Source organism: Serratia surfactantfaciens (assembly GCF_001642805.2).
GTDB classification, from domain to species: Bacteria; Pseudomonadota; Gammaproteobacteria; order Enterobacterales; family Enterobacteriaceae; genus Serratia; species Serratia surfactantfaciens.
Window position 1 is genome coordinate 845,286 of sequence record NZ_CP016948.1, and the last position, 19,608, is coordinate 864,893.

General features: G+C 61.4%; 20 protein-coding genes. 10 read left to right on the forward strand and 10 right to left on the reverse strand.

The genetic code is table 11. The features are described from left to right. Positions 1-52 precede the first annotated feature (52 nt). Complete coding sequence (locus ATE40_RS04075) at positions 53-682, forward strand: LysE family translocator (protein ID WP_063919014.1); 630 nt, start codon at positions 53-55, stop codon at positions 680-682. Here the strand turns inward: ATE40_RS04075 and ATE40_RS04080 are convergent. Then, positions 679-1,518 carry a helix-turn-helix transcriptional regulator gene (locus ATE40_RS04080; RefSeq protein ID WP_063919015.1) on the reverse strand — a complete coding sequence of 280 codons (840 nt, stop codon included), beginning with the start codon at positions 1,516-1,518 and terminating at the stop codon, positions 679-681. The genes ATE40_RS04075 and ATE40_RS04080 overlap by 4 nt on opposite strands. 99 nt (positions 1,519-1,617) lie before the next feature. Here ATE40_RS04080 and ATE40_RS04085 point away from each other — a divergent pair, with 99 nt between their 5' ends. The 4 genes from ATE40_RS04085 to ATE40_RS04100 are packed head-to-tail and all read left to right on the forward strand — an operon-like array spanning position 1,618 to position 6,630. After that, complete coding sequence (locus ATE40_RS04085; protein ID WP_063919016.1) at positions 1,618-3,042, forward strand: MFS transporter; 1,425 nt, start codon at positions 1,618-1,620, stop codon at positions 3,040-3,042. 57 nt (positions 3,043-3,099) lie between these two features. Beyond that, a complete protein-coding gene (locus ATE40_RS04090) occupies positions 3,100-3,729 on the forward strand; it encodes an FMN-binding negative transcriptional regulator (protein WP_019454631.1) in 630 nt (209 codons plus the stop codon). Between the two features lie 38 nt (positions 3,730-3,767). Next, positions 3,768-4,727 (forward strand): DNA-binding protein YbiB, encoded by a 960-nt coding sequence (gene ybiB, locus ATE40_RS04095; protein WP_063919017.1) that lies wholly within the window; start codon positions 3,768-3,770, stop codon positions 4,725-4,727. Positions 4,728-4,773: 46 nt separating this feature from the next. After that, positions 4,774-6,630 carry a M3 family metallopeptidase gene (locus tag ATE40_RS04100; RefSeq protein ID WP_063919018.1) on the forward strand — a complete coding sequence of 619 codons (1,857 nt, stop codon included), beginning with the start codon at positions 4,774-4,776 and terminating at the stop codon, positions 6,628-6,630. Positions 6,631-6,692: 62 nt separating this feature from the next. Here the strand turns inward: ATE40_RS04100 and ATE40_RS04105 are convergent, their stop codons facing one another. The 3 genes from ATE40_RS04105 to ATE40_RS04115 form a co-directional block, all read right to left on the reverse strand. Then, positions 6,693-7,328 (reverse strand): carbonic anhydrase, encoded by a 636-nt coding sequence (locus ATE40_RS04105; RefSeq protein ID WP_004939270.1) that lies wholly within the window; start codon positions 7,326-7,328, stop codon positions 6,693-6,695. Positions 7,329-7,616: 288 nt separating this feature from the next. Beyond that, positions 7,617-7,877, reverse strand: coding sequence for a multiple stress resistance protein BhsA (gene bhsA / locus ATE40_RS04110; RefSeq protein ID WP_060432705.1), 261 nt, complete (start codon positions 7,875-7,877; stop codon positions 7,617-7,619). Positions 7,878-8,044: 167 nt separating this feature from the next. Then, on the reverse strand, positions 8,045-8,674 hold the full coding sequence (locus ATE40_RS04115; protein ID WP_019454627.1) for a flavin reductase family protein: 630 nt from the start codon (positions 8,672-8,674) through the stop codon (positions 8,045-8,047). 118 nt (positions 8,675-8,792) lie between these two features. Here ATE40_RS04115 and rlmF point away from each other — a divergent pair, with 118 nt between their 5' ends. The 5 genes from rlmF (at position 8,793) to ATE40_RS04140 (ending at position 13,756) form a co-directional block, all read left to right on the forward strand. Continuing rightward, positions 8,793-9,758, forward strand: a complete 966-nt coding sequence (rlmF, locus tag ATE40_RS04120; RefSeq protein ID WP_177342834.1) for a 23S rRNA (adenine(1618)-N(6))-methyltransferase RlmF — start codon at positions 8,793-8,795, stop codon at positions 9,756-9,758. A 293-nt stretch (positions 9,759-10,051) separates the two neighbouring features. Next, positions 10,052-11,356, forward strand: coding sequence for a methyl-accepting chemotaxis protein (locus ATE40_RS04125; protein ID WP_063919019.1), 1,305 nt, complete (start codon positions 10,052-10,054; stop codon positions 11,354-11,356). A gap of 182 nt (positions 11,357-11,538) precedes the next feature. Beyond that, positions 11,539-12,108, forward strand: a complete 570-nt coding sequence (locus tag ATE40_RS04130; RefSeq protein WP_019454624.1) for a TetR/AcrR family transcriptional regulator — start codon at positions 11,539-11,541, stop codon at positions 12,106-12,108. A gap of 11 nt (positions 12,109-12,119) precedes the next feature. Next, a complete protein-coding gene (locus ATE40_RS04135) occupies positions 12,120-12,758 on the forward strand; it encodes a GNAT family N-acetyltransferase (protein ID WP_063919020.1) in 639 nt (212 codons plus the stop codon). Further along, the gene (locus tag ATE40_RS04140; RefSeq protein ID WP_063919021.1) at positions 12,746-13,756 is read left to right on the forward strand and encodes an alpha/beta hydrolase family protein; all 1,011 of its coding nucleotides are present in this window, start codon (positions 12,746-12,748) and stop codon (positions 13,754-13,756) included. Before ATE40_RS04135 ends, ATE40_RS04140 begins: the two co-directional genes overlap by 13 nt. Here ATE40_RS04140 and ybiO read toward each other — a convergent pair. The 6 genes from ybiO to dps all read right to left on the reverse strand — a co-directional run bounded on the left by ybiO (position 13,753) and on the right by dps (position 19,608). Continuing rightward, positions 13,753-15,978, reverse strand: a complete 2,226-nt coding sequence (gene ybiO, locus ATE40_RS04145; protein WP_063919022.1) for a mechanosensitive channel protein — start codon at positions 15,976-15,978, stop codon at positions 13,753-13,755. The genes ATE40_RS04140 and ybiO overlap by 4 nt on opposite strands. Positions 15,979-16,131: 153 nt before the next feature. Beyond that, positions 16,132-16,854: a glutamine ABC transporter ATP-binding protein GlnQ gene (gene glnQ / locus ATE40_RS04150; RefSeq protein ID WP_025159986.1), complete on the reverse strand. Its 723-nt coding sequence runs from the start codon at positions 16,852-16,854 to the stop codon at positions 16,132-16,134. Continuing rightward, positions 16,851-17,510, reverse strand: coding sequence for a glutamine ABC transporter permease GlnP (glnP, locus tag ATE40_RS04155; RefSeq protein WP_019454487.1), 660 nt, complete (start codon positions 17,508-17,510; stop codon positions 16,851-16,853). The genes glnQ and glnP overlap by 4 nt, the downstream gene beginning before the upstream one ends. Positions 17,511-17,613: 103 nt before the next feature. Beyond that, entirely contained in the window at positions 17,614-18,357 is a 744-nt protein-coding gene (gene glnH / locus ATE40_RS04160) for a glutamine ABC transporter substrate-binding protein GlnH (RefSeq protein ID WP_019454486.1), read from the reverse strand. A 338-nt stretch (positions 18,358-18,695) separates the two neighbouring features. Beyond that, positions 18,696-18,962 carry a DksA/TraR family C4-type zinc finger protein gene (locus ATE40_RS04170; RefSeq protein ID WP_019454484.1) on the reverse strand — a complete coding sequence of 89 codons (267 nt, stop codon included), beginning with the start codon at positions 18,960-18,962 and terminating at the stop codon, positions 18,696-18,698. A 142-nt stretch (positions 18,963-19,104) separates the two neighbouring features. Continuing rightward, positions 19,105-19,608 carry a DNA starvation/stationary phase protection protein Dps gene (gene dps, locus ATE40_RS04175; RefSeq protein WP_016928514.1) on the reverse strand — a complete coding sequence of 168 codons (504 nt, stop codon included), beginning with the start codon at positions 19,606-19,608 and terminating at the stop codon, positions 19,105-19,107.

Here is a 19,608-nt window from a genome sequence, read left to right on the forward strand (position 1 = left end):
GCGCCGCTATGATGAATGCTCCATTCCCGTTCGTTTTCTTATCAGGTGATTCATGATTGATGCCGCAACGCTGCTGTTGTTTTCCGGCGCCTGCGTGGCGCTGGCGCTCACCCCCGGTCCGGATATGCTGCTGATCGCTTCGCGCAGCGTCAGCCAGGGGCGGCGCGCCGGTTTCGCTTCGCTGGCGGGCATCCAGCTCGGCACGTACTGCCACGCGCTGGCGGCGGCGCTGGGGTTGTCGCAACTGTTCGTCGCCGTGCCGCTGGCCTACGACGCGGTGAGGATGCTGGGTGCCGCCTATCTGCTCTATCTGGCGTGGAAAACGCTGCGATCCGGCAGCAGTCTGCAGGCTTCTTCCGGGTTGCAGGCGGTGCCGACGGCGCGCATTTTCCGTCAGGGATTGTTCACCAACATCCTCAACCCGAAAATGGCGCTGTTCGTGCTGGCGCTGTTCCCGCAGTTTATCGATCCGCGCGCCGGCTCGGTGGTGGTGCAGATGCTGGCGCTGGCGACGGTGTTGAATCTGGTGGGCTTGCTGATTAACGGCGGGATGATCCTGGCGGTCAGCGGCATGAAAAGCCGCTTTGCCGGCCGCCGTTTCAGCGCCCGTTGGCCGAACTACCTGCTGAGCGGGGTATTCGCCGGGCTGGCCTGCAAACTCATTTTCGACAGTCGTCGTTAACCCTCGCGCAGCAGCGCTTCAAACACCGCGCTGGCCGGTTCGTCCGGCAGCGCGCTGTACATCACCAGCCGCAGGTGATTCTCTTCGTCGACGATGAAAGAGGCATGGTCAAAGGTGACCGGGCCGATTTCCGGGAGGGTGAAGCTGCGCCGCCCCTGGCAACGCCCGTGAATGTCATGCTGCCGCCAGAGCTGGCGGAACTGCGGCGATACCCGCTCCAGCGCCTGCACCCGTTGACGCATCACCTCATCCTCCGGCGCACGGGCATAGTCGCGCCGGAAACTGGCCAGGATCTGCGGCGCCTGCGCCCGCCACTCCAGCAGGCGCGCATTGAGCTGCGGATCGGCAAACAGCATCCACAACATGTTGCGCTCTTGCGCCGGGCGCTCGTCGATGGCGAACAGCCGCTGCGCCGCCGGGTTCCAGGCGATGATGTCCCAACTGAGGTTCATGACGTAGGCCGGCCGCAGCGCCAGATCGTCCAACAGCCGCCGCACCAACGGCGAAACCTGGCACCACTGATGTCCGACCGGCACCGGTGGCCGCTGATGCGCCAATAAGAACAGGTGGTAGCGGCCGGCGGCATCGAGCTGCAGCACCCGCGCCAGATTTTCCAAAAACGCCACCGAGGCATTGATTTCCCTGCCTTGCTCCAGCCAGGTGTACCAGGTGAGGCCGACGCCGGCCAGCGCCGCGACCTCCTCACGCCGCAATCCCGGCGTGCGGCGGCGGCTGCCGCTCGGCAAACCGACCGCCTGCGGCGACAGCTGTTCTCGTTTTTGACGCAGAAAATCCGCCAGTTCGTGGCGGGTGCGTTCCAGGGTGCGTGGGGGCATGGCGGCCGTCCTGTTGCTGTTAGTAATAGTATAACTGGCTATATAGTAACAGTTTAAACCCTGTTCCATACTGCGGCCATCATAATCTCTGGAGGTGGTATGGAACATTCATTATCTGGTGAACGGCGGGGATTGCCCGGCCTGCCGGTACTGCTGTTGGGCGGTTTTGTCACGGTGTTCGATCTGTTTGTGGTCAATGTGGCGGCGCCGGTGATCCAGCAACAGTTCGCCGCCGATTTCGCCGCTATCGGTTTGATCGTCGCCGGTTATGAGCTGGCGTTTGGGGTACTGCTGATCGCCGGCGGACGCCTGGGGGATCGCTTCGGGCGTCGGCGTCTGTTCAGCCTCGGCATGTTGGGATTCACGCTGAGTTCCCTGTTGTGCGGGCTGGCGGGGTCGCTTAGCCTGCTGATCGCCGCCCGTGTTCTGCAAGGCGCGGCGGCGGCGCTGCTGTTCCCGCAGATCTACGCCCTGATGCGGGTGCTGTACCCGCCGCAACAGCGGCGGCGCGCTTTCGCCTGGCTGGGGATGACGCTGGGATTGGCGGCGATCTTCGGACAGATCCTCGGGGGTTTCATTATCGAGGCCAATCTGTTCGGCAGCGGCTGGCGCATGATCTTCCTGATCAATCTGCCGATCGGCGCGCTGGCGCTGTGGGCGACGCGCCGCATTCCCGAATCGCGGGTGGCGCAGGCGCAGCGGTTAGACGGCGTTGGCCTGCTGCTGGCGGCGGCCGGCCTGTCGCTGTTGCTGCTGCCATTGCTGGAAGGGCCGGCGCGCGGTTGGCCGTGGTGGATCGCGCCGATGCTGGCATTGGCGCTGCTGACGCTGTGGGGTTTCCTGCGCTGGGAACGCCGCCTGGCAAAGCGCGGTGGCGATGCGGTGCTCGATCCGGCGCTGTTCCGCCAGGCGGGCTTCGCACCGGGCATGGCGGTGGTGTTGGCGATTTATGCCACCGCCTCCTCGTTTTTCTTGTGCTTCGCGCTGCTGCTGCAGGCGGGGGCGGGGCTCACGCCTTTTCAGGCGGGCAGCCTGTTCGCCCCGGCCAGCGCGGCCTTTATGCTGGCCTCGATGCTGGCGCCCCGGCTGGCGCTGCGTTGGGGTAACGATGTGCTGAGCGCGGGCGTGGCGATTTACGCCGTCGGGTTGGCACTATTGATGACGCAGGCGCTGTGGGGGGCGGCGCTGGCACATCCTCTGCGGTTGCTGCCGGGGTTGGTGGTGCTGGGATTCGGCCAGGCGCTGAGTATGACGCCGCTGCTGAATCTGGTGCTCGGTTTGGCGCAGGAGCGGCAGGCGGGCATGGCGGCGGGTCTGGTTGCCACCGTGCAGCAGGTGGGGGGCGCGCTGGGCATCGTGGTCAGCGGCGTCGGCTTCGTTCCGCTGTTGGCGAGCGGCGGCGCGGCGGAGCGCTACGCCCAGGCGTTCGCTGGCGCCATGGTGTTTAATCTGTTGGCGATGGGCGTCGCCCTGCTGTTATTAAACCGGATCAACCGAAATAGCCGGAAAGCGGATCTTAAGTAGGCCGCCGGCGGGTGCTTTACTGTCGTCATCATGAGAGAGCGATAAGGAGCCACACTGATGTTTCAACCCGCCGCATTTCGCGAAGACGATCTTGATACCCAACTGGCGCTGGTGCGCGCCCATCCGCTCGGGCTGCTGGTCAGCCACGGCGAACAGGGATTGACGGCCGATCCGCTGCCGTTTGTGGCCGATGTCGAGCAAGGGCAGCTCCGGCTGCGGGGGCACCTGTCGCGCGCCAACGAACACTGGCGGCGGTTGCAACAGGTGGCCGAATGTCTGGTGATCTTTCAGGGCGTGGAGGGCTATGTGTCGCCCGGCTGGTACCCGAGCAAGCGCCAGAGCGGCAAGGTGGTGCCGACCTGGAACTACAGCGTCGTGCAGCTGTATGGCGTGCCGACGGTGACGGACGACCCGGCCTGGCTGCGCCGGCAGCTGATCGATCTGACCGCGCAGCAGGAAGGGCGGCGTCCTGAACCCTGGCGGCTCGACGATGCGCCGGCCAACTACATCGCCGCACAGCTTAAAGGCATCGTCGGTATTGAGATCGCCGTCACCCGGCGCGAAGGCAAATGGAAGATGAGCCAAAACCGCAGCGCCGACGATGCCGACGGGGTGATCGCCGGGCTGCGCGACGGCGATGAAGCGCAGCGGCGGCTGGCGGCGGAGGTTGAGCGGCGGCGCGGATAGGGTATGCTAACCGAAGAGTGAGCTGAGGGAACCTTCGGATGGATTACACCAAAATTATCAAAGAAATAGGCCGCGGCAAAAACCATGCGCGCGACCTGGACCGGCAGACCGCTTTTCAGCTGTATCAGGCGATGCTGGCCGAGGAGGTCCCCGAGCTGGAGCTGGGCGGCATTCTGATCGCGCTGCGCATCAAGGGCGAAGCCGAAGAGGAGATGCTGGGCTTCTACCAGGCGATGCAGCAGCAGGTGCTGCCGCTGCAGGCGCCGCAGGGGCGGCCATTGCCGGTGGTGTTGCCGAGCTACAACGGCGCGCGTAAGCAGGCCAATCTGACGCCGTTGCTGGCGCTGCTGCTCGCGAAGGTGGGCCTGCCGGTGGTGGTGCACGGCGTGCTGGACGACAGCACCCGCGTGACCAGCGCCGAGATTTTCCGCGCGCTTGGGCTGCCGTGGTCAGAACAGGCCGATCACGCCCAGCGGCGTCTCGATAGCGGCGAGGCGGTATTCATGCCGGTTTCCACGCTGTCGGCGCCGCTGGCGCGGCAGCTCGGGTTGCGTTGGCGCATGGGGGTGCGCAACAGCGCCCATACGCTGGCCAAGCTGGCGACGCCGTTCGGCGAACAGGATGCGCTGCGCCTCGCCAGCGTCTCACACCCGGAGTATGTCGGCCGGGTGGCGTCGTTTTTCCGCCAGATCGGCGCCCGCGGGCTGCTGATGCACGGCACGGAAGGCGAAGCTTACGCCAACCCGCTGCGCTGCCCGCAAATTCACCATATCGTCGGCGGCGAACAGCGCATCTTGCTGGAACGCACCTTACAGGATGAAACGCCGCTCTTGCCGGCGGCGAAAGACGCGGAAACCACCGCGCGCTGGACCGAGCGCTGCCTGGCCGGCGAGGTGGCGATCCCGCTGGCCATTCAGCGGCAGATCGCCTGTTGTCTGGTGGCCACCGGCGAAAGCGAGACGCTGGAGCAGGGGCTGCGGCGCCTGCATCAGGCCTAAGCGAGACTATACTGGGATATTTCCTCATCGGCTGAGAAGGACGGTTATGCAACAGGCTCTCGATTACTTCAATCAATTGAACCAGGATTACCTCGACGTTCACCGTGCCAAAGAAGAGCTGTTCTGGCAAAACTACATGGGCACCGGCGGCGAAGACGTCTCGGCGCGCTTTTCCGCCGCCGAAAGCGCCTATAAGCGCTTTATCGCCGAACCGCGCCGGCTCGGGGAGATCCGTACTCTGCTGGCCGGGTTGGAGGCGTTGCCGCAGGAGGCGCAGCGCGATGCGCTGATCCACGGCCTGCAGGGTTGGCTGCGCTTTTTCGATTGCAACGCCATTGAAGATCCGCAGGCGCAGGCGCTGTTGGATCAGATCATCCACGCCGAGTCCGATCTCTACTCGCGCCGCAAGGGCTATCAGGTCACCCATCTGAACGCCGACGGCCAGCGCGTGGCGGCTTCGCTCGGCGAGCTGCTGACCAATCAGGCGACCAACCCGAATGAAGAGTATCGCCGCAGCTCGCAGCAGGCGCTGCGCGATCTGGAGCAATGGCTGCTGCATAACGGCTTGCCGGAGCTGATTGGCCTGCGCAACCGCTTTGCGCGCCAGATGGGCTATCGCAACTATTTCGACTACAAGGTGAACAAAACCGAGCGTATGACGCCGGAACAGCTGTTCGCCATTCTGGATCGCTTCGAGCGGGAAACCCGCGAGGCCAACGCGCGCAGCCTGCAGCAGCTGGCGGCCGAGAAGGGCAGCCAGGCGCTGGAACCGTGGAACGTGCGCTTCGCCAGCGCCGGCGACGTCACCCGCCAACTGGATCCTTATTTCCCGTTTTCCCGTTCGTTGGAACGTTGGGTCGACAGCTTCAAACGCCTGCACATCGGTTTTGGCGGCGCGGAGATGAACCTCGATCTGCTGGTGCGCAAAGGCAAGTATGAGAATGGCTTTATGCACGGCCCGGTGCCGCCGTTTGTGCGCCAGGGGGAATGGGTGCCGGCGCGCATCAACTTCACCAGCCTGGCGCAGCCGGGGCAGGTAGGCAGCGGTGCTTACGGGCTCAATACCCTGTTCCACGAGGGCGGCCATGCGGCGCACTTCGCCAATATTCGCCAGAACGCGCCGTGCTTCTCGCAGGAGTTCCCGCCGACCTCGATGGCCTATGCCGAAACCCAGTCGATGTTCTGCGACAGCCTGCTCGACGACGCCGACTGGCTGAAACGCTATGCGAAAAACGCTGCCGGCGAAGCGGTGCCCGATGCGTTGATCGAGGCAGGCATTGCGGCGCGTCAGCCGATGCGCGCGTTCAATGAACGCCATATCCTGCTGGTGCCGTACTTCGAATGGGCGCTGTATCAATGGGATGACGCACAGCGCACGCCGGAAGCCATCACCGCGCTGGCGCGCGAGATCGAGCAAAAAATCCTCGGCATCAGCGGCAGCCCGCGCCCGACGCTGGCGATCCCGCATCTGCTGTCGCTGGAGTCAGCCTGTTCTTACCAGGGCTATCTGTTGGCGATGATGGCGGTGGAACAAACTCGCCAGTTCTTCCTGCAGCGCGACGGTTACCTGACGGACAACCCGGCCATCGGCCCGGATCTGGCGCGGCACTATTGGTTGCCGGGCAACAGCGTCAGCCATGACGACACGCTGCGCAGCCTGACCGGCGAAGGGTTCAACCCGGACTATCTGGCGCAGGCCTGCAATCAGACGGTAGCGCAGGCGTGGCATGAGGCGCAGCAGACGATGGCCGCCGCCGCCGCGCGCCCGCAACCGCCGGCGGATTTCGATTTGCAGGCGCATATTCGGGTGGTGGACGGCGAGACGGTATTGGCGGATAACGCCGACGGTGACGAACGAATGTGCCGCGACTTCGCTGCGGCGATAGAGGCGCGCCTGGCTTAAGGCGGATAATAAAATCCACGCCGCGGCGTGGATTTTATTTAATGGCTAAACCGGACGCTATGTTATTCGAAATAGACGTCGGGATTATCCGCCAGAGACACGAAGCTCTTGGTGTTTCTATCCAGCGTGCGAATTTCGCCGCTTTCGATGTCATAGACCCAGCCGTGCAGGCGCAGCCCGCTGTTGCGCAGACCCACAGCCACAGAAGGATGGGTTTTGATATTATTTAGCTGAGCTATAACGTTCTCTTCAACCATAGCGTTAACTTTGTCTGTTTCGCTATTCCAGGTTTTCTTCTCGACCACCGCTTTTGCCGCATCGGCATAGTGCAGCCAGTGGGCCACGGCCGGCATCGGATCGAGGCACTGACAGGAAGCGATGGCTTTCATGGCGCCACAGTTTGAGTGGCCGCAGATAACGATATCAGTCACGCCCAGCGCCACAACGGCATACTCGATGGTCGCGGATACCCCGCCCGGCTCCGGGCCAAAGGAAGGGACAATGTTGCCTGCGTTGCGGATAACGAAAAGTTGCCCCGGTTCTTGCTGGGTCACCAGCTCGGGCACCAGACGGCTGTCAGAACAGGAGATGAAAAGCGCTTTAGGATTCTGGCTGGAGGCAAGGCTGCGAAACAGTTCCTTACGCTGCGGGAAAATCTCTTTCTGGAAACTGAGGAAACCTTCAATGATATGTTGCATACAACGCTCTCTGCATCTGTAGTCTGCGTAACATGATTAATCATCCTTTCCCGTTAGTCCAGCAATGGCTAGGTAAAAAATGTGTGCTCAAGCCACCCTGCAAACCCCATTGAATACAGGGTTTCTGCCGGTTTTCGGCAACATGACCCGGCTCGTTTGCGCGTGGGTTGCCGATAGCGTGGACGGCCAGGAGCGCGCTGTCGTACCCATTCAGCGCCGACGCACGCGAACATAAAAAAAGCCCGCCGGAGTCATATCCGACGGGCTTTCTGACGACTGGAGCAAGGATTATTTGTAGATAACCGCGGTTGCGTGCATCAGGTTATTGCCGCTGGTAGAGGTGATGGTGAAAGCCTTGGCGCCTGCGGCATCGGCTTTGGCGGCCAGCTGAGAGGTCAGGCTGCTCAGGTCGGTCGCGCCGCTGGCGACGATCACGCCGGCTTTTTCGAATTGGGCGGCATCCTGGGCGCTGACGTGTTCAGCGGCGAAAGTGGTGAAAGAAACGGTAGCCAGGGCGATAGCGGCAGCAAAAGTTTTGATGGTTTTCATGTTGGTCATTCCTGTCAAAGTGAATTAGGGAGAAAGGGGTTTGCCTTTCGATGGGAAGATTATTGCGCAGTGACAGGCGGGATGAAATCGGAGAGTGTTGACGGTTTTATTCAGATTTTTTGATTGTTAATTCCCCCGTTCATCTTCTGCATAAACGGGGGAGACGATCAGCGCATCGGGCGCGTCAGGTCGAACCGGTGCTGTTCCGAAATGCCGTAGTAGGCGGTCGGGCCGCCGGCGCGCAGGATAGGTTCGGCGGCGGCGGTCTGATACACGCCGTGTTCGTCCAGCAGCGCCGGGTCGAGATGCACCGCCACCACTTCGCCCAACACCAGCCAGGTTTCCACCTGTGCGCCATCGGCGGTTTGCAGCTGAATGCACTGGGTCAACCGGCATTCGAAGTTCACCGGGCTTTCCGCCACGCGTTCGGCTTTGACCCGCCGCCCGGGCAGCGGCGTAACGCCGGCGAAGGCGAATTCGTCCTCGCCGCGCGGCAGGTTGATGGCACTGTTGTTCATCGCTTCCGCCAGCGGGCGCGTCGCCAGGTTCCAGACGAACTCGCCGGTTTCCACGATATTCGCTACGCTGTCTTTCCAGCCGGTGCTGGCGAAACCGATGATCGGCGGACGGTAGTTGAAGCAGTTGAAAAAGCTGTAGGGCGCCAGATTGCGCTGGCCGGCGGCGCTGCGGGAAGATATCCAGCCGATCGGACGCGGGCCGACGATAGCGTTCAGCGGATCGTGCGGTAGGCCGTGGCCGGCGGCGGGTTCATAATAATAACGAGATTCACGGCTCATGGGGGACCCTGTGGCAATCGATGAAGCTTTCATTGTGCCGGGTTTCCCGCCGCTGCGCCATTGCGGGCCGGATGTGTTATCTTACGCGCCGGAAATACCTTCAAGAGAGCCCGTCACGGTGGAAAAAAAGAAAACCTTCCCGCAGCAGAAAAGCGGCCTGCATCCGCGCAACCGTCATCGTTTGCGCTACGACTTCCCGGCGCTGATCGCCAGCTGCCCGGCGCTGGCGCCGTTCGTAAAACCGAACGCCTGGGGCGATGTCTCGGTGGACTTCGCCGATCCGGCGGCGGTGAAAATGCTCAACCGTGCGTTGCTGCAACACTTTTACGGCATCGAACACTGGGATATTCCGGCTGATTACCTGTGCCCGCCGATCCCCGGCCGCGCCGACTATCTGCATCACCTGGCGGACTTGTTGGCGACCAGCAACGGCGGTGAGATCCCACGCGGCAAGGGCGTGGCGATCCTCGACGTCGGCGTCGGCGCCAACTGCATCTACCCGATCGTCGGCCTGCGCGAATACGGTTGGCGTTTCACCGGATCCGAAATCGATCCGGTGTCGCTCAACTCGGCCAAAATGATCGTCGAGATGAACCCGACGCTGCGCAACAGCGTGCGTCTGCGGCTGCAGAAACAGCCGGAGCTTATTTTTACCGGCATTATCGGCGCGGCCGAGAAATTCGACGCCACCCTGTGCAACCCGCCGTTCCATGCCTCTGAACAGGAAGCGCGCGCCAGCACCCGCCGCAAGCTGCATAAGTTGGGCAAAGGGGAAGTGGCCGACAAGCCGGTACAAAACTTCGGCGGCAAGAACAACGAGCTGTGGTGCGAAGGCGGCGAAGAGGCCTTTGTGCGCAAGATGGTGGAAGAGAGCGTCGGCAAGGCCAACAACTGCCTGTGGTTCACCTCGCTTATCTCAAAGAACACTACGCTGCCGGCCATCTACCATGCGCTGAAGGTGGCGGGCGCGGCCGAGGTGCGCAACATCGAGATGGCGCAAGGGCAGAAGATCAGCCGCTTCGTCGCCTGGACCTTCCATGACGCCGAGCAACAGGCCGCCTGGGCGGCCGAACGCTGGCGTTAATCCTTCCGGCGCCGGCTATCCTGTCGGCGCCGACAAAAATCCGCATTTTACCTTTCAATTTTCATGGCTTACGTTATTCTCAATACGAGTTTAATAATAAAAATCTTAGTCTGTTGGTTTATTTAAAATCGAATAATTACTTTACTGAATAAATAAATTTAATCCGGTTAATAGCAATAACCAGAAGGATCGGCGTTGCCCGCTCCTTCCGCAATGGCACGTCTGCGTGTGGGCGCGGCATGTGGCCAGGAAAATAAGAAAAGCGCCATCATCTGCCACAAGGACTACACCTTATGCTGTTACGATTCAGTCAGTTAACTACCCACACCGGCGCCGAACTGAGCGCGATAGAACACGCCGTGCCAATGATCGTATTCTCGCCAGAGGGCAGGGTATTGCGCGCCAACGATCTTTTTCTCAGCACGCTGGGATTTCAGCGTGATGACGTGATAGGCCAGCATCACCGTATTTTCTGCGATCCGAACTATGTCGCCAGCCCGCTGTATCGCAAACATTGGGAGACGCTGAATCAGGGGCAACCCATCACGGACACCATAAAGCGCATCGCGAAAAACGGCGAGGCGGTATGGCTGCAGGGCACTTACGCGCCGGTACTGAATAAACAGGGTAAGGTGGTGGAAATCGTCAAGATCGCCAGCGAAGTGACCGAGCGAGTGACCCAGGCGCAGGAACATCGCAGCCTGCTGGCGGCGCTGAATCGATCGATGGCGATGATCTCTTTTACGCCGCAGGGCACCATTGTCAGCGCCAACGACAATATGCTGGCGCTGATAGGTTATCGGCTGGACGAGGCGCGTGGGCAGTCGCATGCGGTGCTGTGCCTGCCGGAGTTCGTCGCTTCCGACGACTATCGGCGGCACTGGCAGCGTCTGGCGCGCGGCGAGTTTATCACCGGGCGTTTTGAACGCATCAATCGGCGCGGTGAGCGAGTATGGCTGGAGGCCAGCTATAACCCGATCCTCGACAACGAAGGTCAGGTGGTGAAGGTGGTGAAGATTGCTCAGGACATCACTCGGCTGATGCAACAGCAGCAGCATGAAGAAGAAATGGTGCGCAGCGCCCATCACCTGTCGCTCGATACCGATCGGCAGGCGGCGCAGGGCGCGGCGATCGTGCAGCAGGCGGTGCAGGGCATGCAGCAGGTTGAAGCGGCGGCGCGTGAAACGTCGGCGGTGATCACCGAACTGGGCCAATGCTCTCAGCAGATTGGCACCATCGTCGAAGCCATTCGTAAAATTGCCGCCCAAACCAACCTGCTGGCGATTAACGCCTCCATCGAAGCCGCCCACGCCGGTGAGCACGGGCGCGGCTTTGCGGTGGTGGCCAACGAGGTACGCACGCTGGCGGAACAATCGCGCAAGGCGGCGACCGAGATCGAACGCATGACCAAGTCTATCCAGCAAGGCGTGGCGGCGGCGATCGCCGGCATGGCGACCTGCGTGGAACAGGCCGGCGGCGGTGTGGCATTGACCCATGACGCCGGAGAAGTGATTAACCAGGTCAACATCGGCATGCATGACGTCGTGAAGCTGATGCAGGCGTTTACTTCGGTGAAGCAGGGCGACGCGCTGCACTGAGTTTGCCGGACGCCGCCCCTGAAAACGGGGCGGCATTTGTCCCCTCCCTCCGATCTCTGCGCCGTTGAGCTGCGGTTCAACGTTGCCATCCTATGCTATGCTTAAAAGTGAGCGAACGTTCGTTCATTAATTTATATTCATTTGTGGCGCCAGGCGCCCCTTTCACCGTTTCGGAGCTGCCGATGGGAAACCGAGAAAAGATTGTCGACGCCGCGCTGCACAGCTTTACCGATAAGGGATTTCACCAGACCAGCATGCGGGATATCGCACAGGCGGCGGGCGTCAGCGTCGGCAACCTCTATAACCACTTTACCGGCAAGGAAGCGCTGATCGGCGAAATTGCGCTGCTTGAGAACGACGTATTCACCGAGCTCGCCGCCGGATTGCAGGGGGACAGAAAACGGCCGAAACAGGCGCTGTCGGCCTTTTTTACCGCCTATCACGCCTTTGTCTCTGCCCCCGGCAATGTACAGCTGTCGGCTGAGATCGTGGCCGAAGTGGGGCGCAACCCGGCGTTGGCCGAGCCGTTCAGCGCCAACCAGCGGCAGCTGATTGAGGCGCTGGCGACGACGATCGCCGAGGCTCAGCAAACCGGCGAGATCGCACCGGCGGTCGCGCCGTTAGCGCTCGCGCAACTGGTGCTGGACGTGATCGAAAGTCAGGCCTGGCGGCAGGCGATCTTTGCGTCGCCTTCGCCGGAGGAGACCACGCCGGTGCGGCTGCTGGAACAGCTGCTCTACCGGCATCCTTAGTCGAGGTTGATATGCTGCACATTGAGCCGTATCGCGACGCTGACCGCCTGCAAACGGCGGCGTTGATCTACGCCGCGTTCTGCGACAAGTTCCAGCGTGCGCGCCGTTTGAGCGCCCGCCGGCAGTGGCGTCTGTTTTATCGGTTGTGGAGCTGGAAGCAAAGCGGCAGCCGGGAGCGCAGCTTCGTGGTGAAACAGGACGAGCAGGTGGTGGCGGCCTTTGCCCTCAATGCGGCCGCGGCAGAGGGCGACGCCGGGCCGCGCCCGCGCGCATTGCCGATTTGGCGGCTATGCCGCTGCTACGGCTGGCTGAACGTGTGGCGCATGTATCTGCAAATTGCGGTATTGCAGCATACTCCGGCGGCCGATGAGCTGTATCTCTCTTATCTGGCGGTGGCGGAGAGTCAGCGCGGTAAAGGGGTAGGCAAGCGACTGCTGCAGTGGATGAACGATTATGCCGCCGGACCGGGCGCGGGCCGGCGTCTGAGTTTGCACGTCAGCCGGCGCAACGTCGATGCGCAGCGTTTGTATCAGCGCTGCGGTTTTCAGGTGCGGCGTGAAGAGCACTACGCTTCGCTGGGGCTGCTGTTCGGCCAGGCCGACTGGGTATTGATGGAGAGACGCTGCGGGGAGGCGAGGTGCGAAAAATAGGGCTGTTCATCGTGGCGCTGCTCCTGGCGGCGCTTGGCTGGATAATTTACGTCAATGATTTTCGCTTCGTCACCGAGCCTGTGGCGGTGACCGCCGGCGGCAATCGGTTGACCGGCACGCTGGTGTTGCCGCAGCATGCGCCAGTCAAACCCGGCGTCGTGGTGTTCGTGCACGGTGATGGGCCGGCCAACGCCAGCCGCGACGAAGGTTACTACGCCATTTGGGAGACGATGGCGCAGCAGGGCTACGCGGTTTTATCCTTCGATAAGCCGGGCGTTGGCGGTTCCGGCGGCAACTGGCTGCATCAGACCATGGCGGATCGCGCGCGGGAAACTGCCGATATCATCGATTGGGCCCGGCGGGACGGGCGTTTCGATGCGCGCTGCGTGGGGCTGTGGGGCGCCAGCCAGGCGGGTTGGGTGATGCCGGAGGTGGCGCGCTTGCGGCCTGACATTGCTTTCACGCTTGCGCTCTCGCCGGCGATCAACTGGCTGCGGCAGGGGCGTTATAACACCCGGGCGGCGATGGCGGCGGCAGGGGATGATGAGGCGCTGATCCAGGCGCGCGAGGCGCACTGGCGCCATATCCAAACGCTGCTCGAACAGCCGGACGGCTACGCGCAGTACCGCCGTGACCATGACGGCGGCGCCCCATTGAGCGCCGACCGCTGGCGCTTTATTCGTGCCAACATGGCCAGCGACGCGACGGCGGGACTGCGCTATTTCAACACGCCGGTGCACCTGATTCTGGGCGGCCGTGACGTCAACGTGGACGCGGACGAAACCGAGCGGGTGTACCGGCAGAGGATCCCCGCCTCGCTGCTGACGGTGACGCGCATCGACGAGGCCGATCACGTGATGGTCAAGCCGCTGTTCGCCCGCCATCCGTGGCTGATCAACGCGGTTGGCCTGTTTGCCCCGCGCTCGGTGCAATACGATGCCTACCGGCAGGACGTGGCGGCCTTCCTGGCCGCCCAGCCCTGCGGCAGAGGGCGCTAACCGCCGGGAGCCGCGGGCGGTGTCTGTTCTTCATGCGGCTGCGGCGCGCGAGAGATCTGCATCGCCTGTTGCGGCATGCCGATGCCGGCCCGATCGAAATGGATTTTCACCAGCCGATCGAGGGCGTATTGCACCACCCACTGTTTCAGCGCCTGCGTGCGCACCGTCACGCGGGTGGTGAACGAGCGATCGCCCAGCGCCACCACGCCGTTGAAGACCGGCTCGCCAATCAGGAAATGCTTCACCTGTTCATCCTGCTTCAGCGCCGCGATGGCCTGATGCAACACCTCGTTGACCCGATCGATGTCCTCGTCGCGGCTGACGGTGTAGTTGGCGCGGTATACCCCGAACTCACGGGCATAGTTGGCCAGCGTGGCGATCGACGAGTACGGCACGATGTGATAGACGCCGTAGTCGTCGCGCAGGCCGATCGAGCGGATGGTCATGCGCTCCACGGTGCCGGTGATGCCGCTGACGGTGACGTATTCGCCGGTGTTCATGCCGTTTTCGAACTGGATGAACACGCCGGTGATCACGTCTTTCACCAGCGTCTGGGCACCGAAGCTGATGGCCAGCCCCAGCGCGCCGGCGCCCGCCAGCAGCGGCGCGATATTGAGCCCTACCTGCGACAGCACGATCATCACGGTGATGGTGCTGATAACGATAGCCAGCACGTTGCGAAACAGCGTCAACAGCGTGCGTTCGCGCGCGCTCGGCCGCACGCCGTTGCTCAGCTCCAGCGCCAGGCGATGCTCGATCATGCTGGCCATCAGCGTCCAGCTGAACACGGCGATCAGCAGGATCAGCAGGATATGCACCAGCCCGCCGAGCGCCCGCTGGCCATTTTCGCTGCCCGCCCACTGGTACAGGTTGATCAGGTGCCAGGCGTCGAGCAGGAACAGCGTCACCGCCAGCACTACCATCACCCGCAGTATCTTCAGCCCGTTGGGGATATAGGAATTGATGCGCCGCTCGAGCATCGGGTAGCGCAGATTGACGTCGCTCGGCAGCGAAATGCGGCGAAAAATCCAGCGGGTCAGCATGCCGGACAGCAGGGCGCCGACGCCGATCACCAGCAGGCTTTTCACCGTGGCGCTCATCATAAAGCGCAGGCTGTTGCCGATGTCGAACTGCGACAGCACGAACAACACCAGAAAATAGGCGATCGCCAGCAGGTGCCAGATATGCCCCAGGCCGCGCAGGATCACGCTGAAAAACGCCATCGACCGCTCGGCCAGCAGATTGATCTGTTGCTGTATCTGCTTGCGGTTATGCAGGATTAGCCAGATGGCATACAGCGTCAGCGCCAGCATCACCACCAGGTTGACGGCGGCGGCGGCCGGGTAGCTGATCTGCACCGCCACCACCGGCACCACCACCATCAGGCCATAGCCGATCAGGCCGCTGAGCCAGGCGAGGCGGGTGTTCCAGTAGCGCGCGCTCTGGTCGCTGAAAGGAAAGGGGCGCAGATAGTCGAAGCCGGGGGCGAAAATCAGTCGCAGCACCGCCTTGAAGAATTCAATCACCGCGAAAGCGCTGAGAAACAGGGTCTGCAGCCGCAAAATGGTGGCGCTGTCGGCGTGGACGTGGCGGGCGAACAGGTTGCCCGCCGCCAGCGCCAGCAGCAGCACCAGCAGATCGATGGCGAAAGCGCCGAGAATGGCGGCGGGGCGCTTATACCATGGGCCGCGCTGCAGCCGCGCGTTGTGTCCCCAACTGCCCATGCGTTTATACAGCGGCGCGATCAGCCGCCGGATCAGATGGAACAGGGCAAAGGTGACCGCCACCGTCAGCAGAAAGTAGCCCAGCGCGCGGAAAAAGCCGGCGGGATTGAAAACGCGCTTCGGGCCGGAATCGATCAGCTTTTGCAGCGCGCCGAGCTTCTGGTTAAAGGTGCCGATGCCTTCCTGCGCCAGCGAGTTCAAGCTGTCGCTCAGCGTGGCCGGCGTCGATGCCTCCTGGGCGGCCGGCGCGGCGGCGGGGGCGTCACCGGCGGCCTGTTTCAGATGGTTGATGAGGGCCGCGCGCGCCTGGTCGTCTTGCAGCAGATCGGCCAGCGCGGCATAGGCGGCCTTCTGCTGCTCGCTCTTGTCGGCGGGGGCGGGCGGCGCATTTTGCGCCAGGGCCGGTGGCGCGAAGACGCTCAGGGTCAGCGACAGCAGCAGGAAAAGCAGATGTTCTCGCAGATGAGAACCTCGTCGGGAGTATGCGTTTGGCGGCATTGTTCCTCTCTTTGGCGTTCTGTGATCGGCGGATGTCAGAGCAATACGATGAAAACAATGAATATAGTAGGAAAGGAAGCGCGATGATGCGTGGGAGAGCGTGCGGAATGAAAGCGGCGGGCGCGCGGCGCGCCCGCCATTAATCCGCCGGGATCAGGATACGTGTTGCAGGAACTCCCGCAGGCGCGGGCTCGGCGGATGGTTGATAAGATCGTGCGGGTTGCCGTCTTCGGCAATCCGGCCTTTGTCGATAAAGATCAGGCGCGACGCCACTTTTTCGGCAAAGCCGACTTCGTGGGTGACGATAACCATCGTCATGCCTTCCTCGGCCAGATCCTGCATCACCTTCAGCACTTCGTGGCGCAGCTCCGGATCGAGCGCGGAGGTCGGCTCGTCGAACAGCATCATTTTCGGCTTCACCGCCAGCGCGCGCGCGATCGCCACACGCTGCTGCTGGCCGCCCGACAGTTCGGACGGGTAGTGATGGGCGCGTTCCGCCAGACCGACCTTGGCCAGCAGCTCGCGCGCCAGTTTTTCCGCATCGGACTTCTTCGCGCCACGCACGCGAATCGGGCCGAAGGCGACGTTTTCCAGCGCCGTCAGGTGCGGGAACAGGTAGAACTGCTGGAACACCATGCCGGCTTCCTGGCGGATCAGCCGGTCGTCCACTTTCGGATCGTTGGCTTTCAGGCCGTCGACGATCAGATCGCCGCTGGTGACCTCTTCCAGCTTGTTGATGCAGCGCAGCAGGGTGGATTTGCCGGAGCCGGACGGCCCGATGATCACCACCACTTCGCCTTTGTCGATCTTCAAATCGATGTTGTGCAGCACCTGGGTTTGGCCAAAATGCTTGGAGACGTTTTTAAATTCAATCACAGGATTTTCATCCTTCTTTCCAGACGACGCAGCACGAAGCTCAGCACCAGGGTAATAATCAGATAGATAACCGCCACGGCGCTCCAGATTTCCAGCGCACGGAAGTTTCCGGCAATAATTTCCTGACCCTGACGGGTCAGTTCCGCCACGCCGATCACGATGAACAGCGAGGTGTCTTTGATGCTGATGATCCACTGGTTGCCCAGCGGCGGCAGCATGCGGCGCAGCGCCAGCGGCATAATGACATAGCGGATGGTTTCGCGGCGCGACAGGCCGAGCGCCAGGCCGGCTTCGCGGAAACCGTTATGAATCGACAGCACCGCGCCGCGGGTGATTTCCGCGATGTAGGCGCCGGAGTTGATCATGATGGTCACCACCGCCGCAGTGAACGGGTCGATGCGCAAGTCGCTAAATGCCATCGGTAGGGCGAAGTAGATGAACATCACCTGCACCACGATTGGCGTGCCGCGGATCACTTCGATAAACACCAACGCGATGTGGTTGGCGATCCAACCGCCGTAGGTGCGGGCAAAGCCGGCGACGAGGCCGATGATCAGGCCGCCAATCAGACCGAGGACCGAAATCCACAGGGTCATTTTGGCGCCCTCTAACAAGATAGGAATGGCGGGCCAGATGGCGCTCCAGTCGAACTGCATGATATTTCTCCCGGTGATCCCAAACGTGGGCATCAGATACAACGAAGCGCAGGGGGTTAAGCGACCCCCTGTGCTTAAGTTAATAACTTGCGAAATTCACAGCTTACTTAGGTTCGGTGCCGAACCACTTCTTGTAGATCTCGTTATAGGTGCCGTTCTCGCGCAGGGTTTTCAGCGCGCCGTTCACCTTCTCGCGCAGCGCGTCGCTGCCTTTAGGGAAGGCGATGCCATACTGCTGTGCTTCCAGCGAATCGCCTACGGTTTTGAACTTGCCGGCGCCGGCCGTCTTAATGAAGTATAGGATGTTTGGCGTGTCGTGCAGCACCGCATCGGCGCGCTTGGTGCCCAGCTCCATGTAGGCGTTGTCGATGTTAGGGAACTGACGCAGGTCCTTGGTTTTGATGTGCTGCTTGGCGTAGTCCACCGAGCCGGTACCGCTCTTCACCGCCACCACTTTACCGTTGAGATCGTCGATGCTCTTCACGCTGTTGTTGTCGGCATTGACCATCACCAGCAGGCCGCTTTTGTAGTAGCCGTCGGAGAAGTCGATGGCTTTCTTGCGTTCATCGGTGATGGTGATGCCGGCCAACGCTAGATCGACGTTTTTGGTCTGCAGCGCCGGAATGATGCCGCCGAAGTCCATTGGCTTCAGGGTGTAGTCCAGCTTCAGCTCTTTGGCGACGGCGGCCCACAGATCGATGTCGAAGCCGACGTATTTGTCGCCTTGCTTGAACTCAAAAGGAACGAAAGCGGTGTCGGTGGCGACCACCAGTTTGTCTGCTGCGTGGGAACTTACGGCAAAGGCCAGAGAGAGTGCGGCCAGGGAGACTTTAAAAATCGACTTCATGAGAGGAATTCCTGTACAGGTTGCGGATTACCCATTTTTTATATTGCAGTTGGTGCCATGAAAAAATCGTGCCATGTTTTCAACTACTATAAAAACAAAGAGTTATTGCGTGATGTTGTGCCAGTCAGGCGAATTGTTATGGTTATGCACCACAATGAGGCACCGAAATGGTGCGTAAGAATTATCTTGGTGCACGGGGCTATCATTAACCAAATTTTGGCTGTGAAACAACCGATCTTTAACCTTTTTGCTTCAATATTGATAACTAACTCTAACTTTCATGAAGCACTGACGGTGCAAGCGGGGCCGCGAGAGGGGGAAAAGGGGAGCAGATAATGCTAGCGCAACTGGCTGTCTTTGCTGCCGCGCCGGTTGTACAGGCCGTTGGCCGCGTGTTTTTTGTCCTGCTCGGCCTGGCAGGCCAGGCAAAAACGCACGCCGGCTAGCGCCTTGCGGCGCGCTTCGGGGATCGCTTCCCCACATTCCTGACAATAGCGTTCGCTTTCGCCGTGCCCAAGCGCACCACGCGCGCGCTGCACCGCATCGTCGACGGTGGAATCAATCTGATCTTGTACGGCGCCGTCCGCCGCCCAACCGTTAGCCATCATGACCTCCTTACCAGGTTACCTTAGGGTTAATATGGGGCGTTTTTTGTACAATGCAACGGTCGTGTAAAAGAAAACAGGCCGGGCAAGAGCCCAGCCTGTTTTTCCCGCGATGAGAGGCGGTCTGTAACGCCTTATGGCGTTATTCGATATTGGATTCGATGAACCACAGGAACTTGTCCAGATCGCGTGAGGCGGCGGTGAACATATCGGCGGTGTCTTCGTCTTCCACTTCGGTAATGGCTTTACGGATGTCGTTCGCTACCGCGCCATAGCGATCGGCCAGCGCTTTCAGGTGCTCTTGCACGCTGTGGATATTGGTCGGGTAGCTTTTCAGCGGCGTCCGATCGTTAACGACCTGGACCGTGCCCAGCGCCACGCCGCCCAGTTGCACTACGCGCTCGGCGAAGGTGTCCTGGTGCTCGATGATGGCGGTGCGGAAGCCGTCCAGCATTTCATGAACCGCGATGAAGTTTGCGCCGCGCATGTTCCAATGCGCCTGTTTGGTGATCAACGAGAGATCGATGAATTGCACGACCTGATGGTTCAGCGCCTTAATGGCGGCCAGTTTGATTTTTTCGTCCAGATCGTTACGGGTATACAGCAGATCAGAAGATTTCGTTTTCACCAGTTTAGCGGTACTCAT

What these genes read in the sequence shown, in the direction of transcription:
- ATE40_RS04075 (WP_063919014.1), top strand. Translation starts at nt 53, where the DNA reads ATGATTGATGCCGCAACGCTGCTGTTGTTTTCCGGCGCCTGCGTGGCG.
- ATE40_RS04080 (WP_063919015.1), bottom strand. Translation starts at nt 1,518, where the DNA reads ATGCCCCCACGCACCCTGGAACGCACCCGCCACGAACTGGCGGATTTT.
- ATE40_RS04085 (WP_063919016.1), top strand. Translation starts at nt 1,618, where the DNA reads ATGGAACATTCATTATCTGGTGAACGGCGGGGATTGCCCGGCCTGCCG.
- ATE40_RS04090 (WP_019454631.1), top strand. Translation starts at nt 3,100, where the DNA reads ATGTTTCAACCCGCCGCATTTCGCGAAGACGATCTTGATACCCAACTG.
- ybiB (WP_063919017.1), top strand. Translation starts at nt 3,768, where the DNA reads ATGGATTACACCAAAATTATCAAAGAAATAGGCCGCGGCAAAAACCAT.
- ATE40_RS04100 (WP_063919018.1), top strand. Translation starts at nt 4,774, where the DNA reads ATGCAACAGGCTCTCGATTACTTCAATCAATTGAACCAGGATTACCTC.
- ATE40_RS04105 (WP_004939270.1), bottom strand. Translation starts at nt 7,328, where the DNA reads ATGCAACATATCATTGAAGGTTTCCTCAGTTTCCAGAAAGAGATTTTC.
- bhsA (WP_060432705.1), bottom strand. Translation starts at nt 7,877, where the DNA reads ATGAAAACCATCAAAACTTTTGCTGCCGCTATCGCCCTGGCTACCGTT.
- ATE40_RS04115 (WP_019454627.1), bottom strand. Translation starts at nt 8,674, where the DNA reads ATGAGCCGTGAATCTCGTTATTATTATGAACCCGCCGCCGGCCACGGC.
- ATE40_RS04125 (WP_063919019.1), top strand. Translation starts at nt 10,052, where the DNA reads ATGCTGTTACGATTCAGTCAGTTAACTACCCACACCGGCGCCGAACTG.
- ATE40_RS04130 (WP_019454624.1), top strand. Translation starts at nt 11,539, where the DNA reads ATGGGAAACCGAGAAAAGATTGTCGACGCCGCGCTGCACAGCTTTACC.
- ATE40_RS04135 (WP_063919020.1), top strand. Translation starts at nt 12,120, where the DNA reads ATGCTGCACATTGAGCCGTATCGCGACGCTGACCGCCTGCAAACGGCG.
- ybiO (WP_063919022.1), bottom strand. Translation starts at nt 15,978, where the DNA reads ATGCCGCCAAACGCATACTCCCGACGAGGTTCTCATCTGCGAGAACAT.
- glnP (WP_019454487.1), bottom strand. Translation starts at nt 17,510, where the DNA reads ATGCAGTTCGACTGGAGCGCCATCTGGCCCGCCATTCCTATCTTGTTA.
- glnH (WP_019454486.1), bottom strand. Translation starts at nt 18,357, where the DNA reads ATGAAGTCGATTTTTAAAGTCTCCCTGGCCGCACTCTCTCTGGCCTTT.
- ATE40_RS04170 (WP_019454484.1), bottom strand. Translation starts at nt 18,962, where the DNA reads ATGGCTAACGGTTGGGCGGCGGACGGCGCCGTACAAGATCAGATTGAT.
- dps (WP_016928514.1), bottom strand. Translation starts at nt 19,608, where the DNA reads ATGAGTACCGCTAAACTGGTGAAAACGAAATCTTCTGATCTGCTGTAT.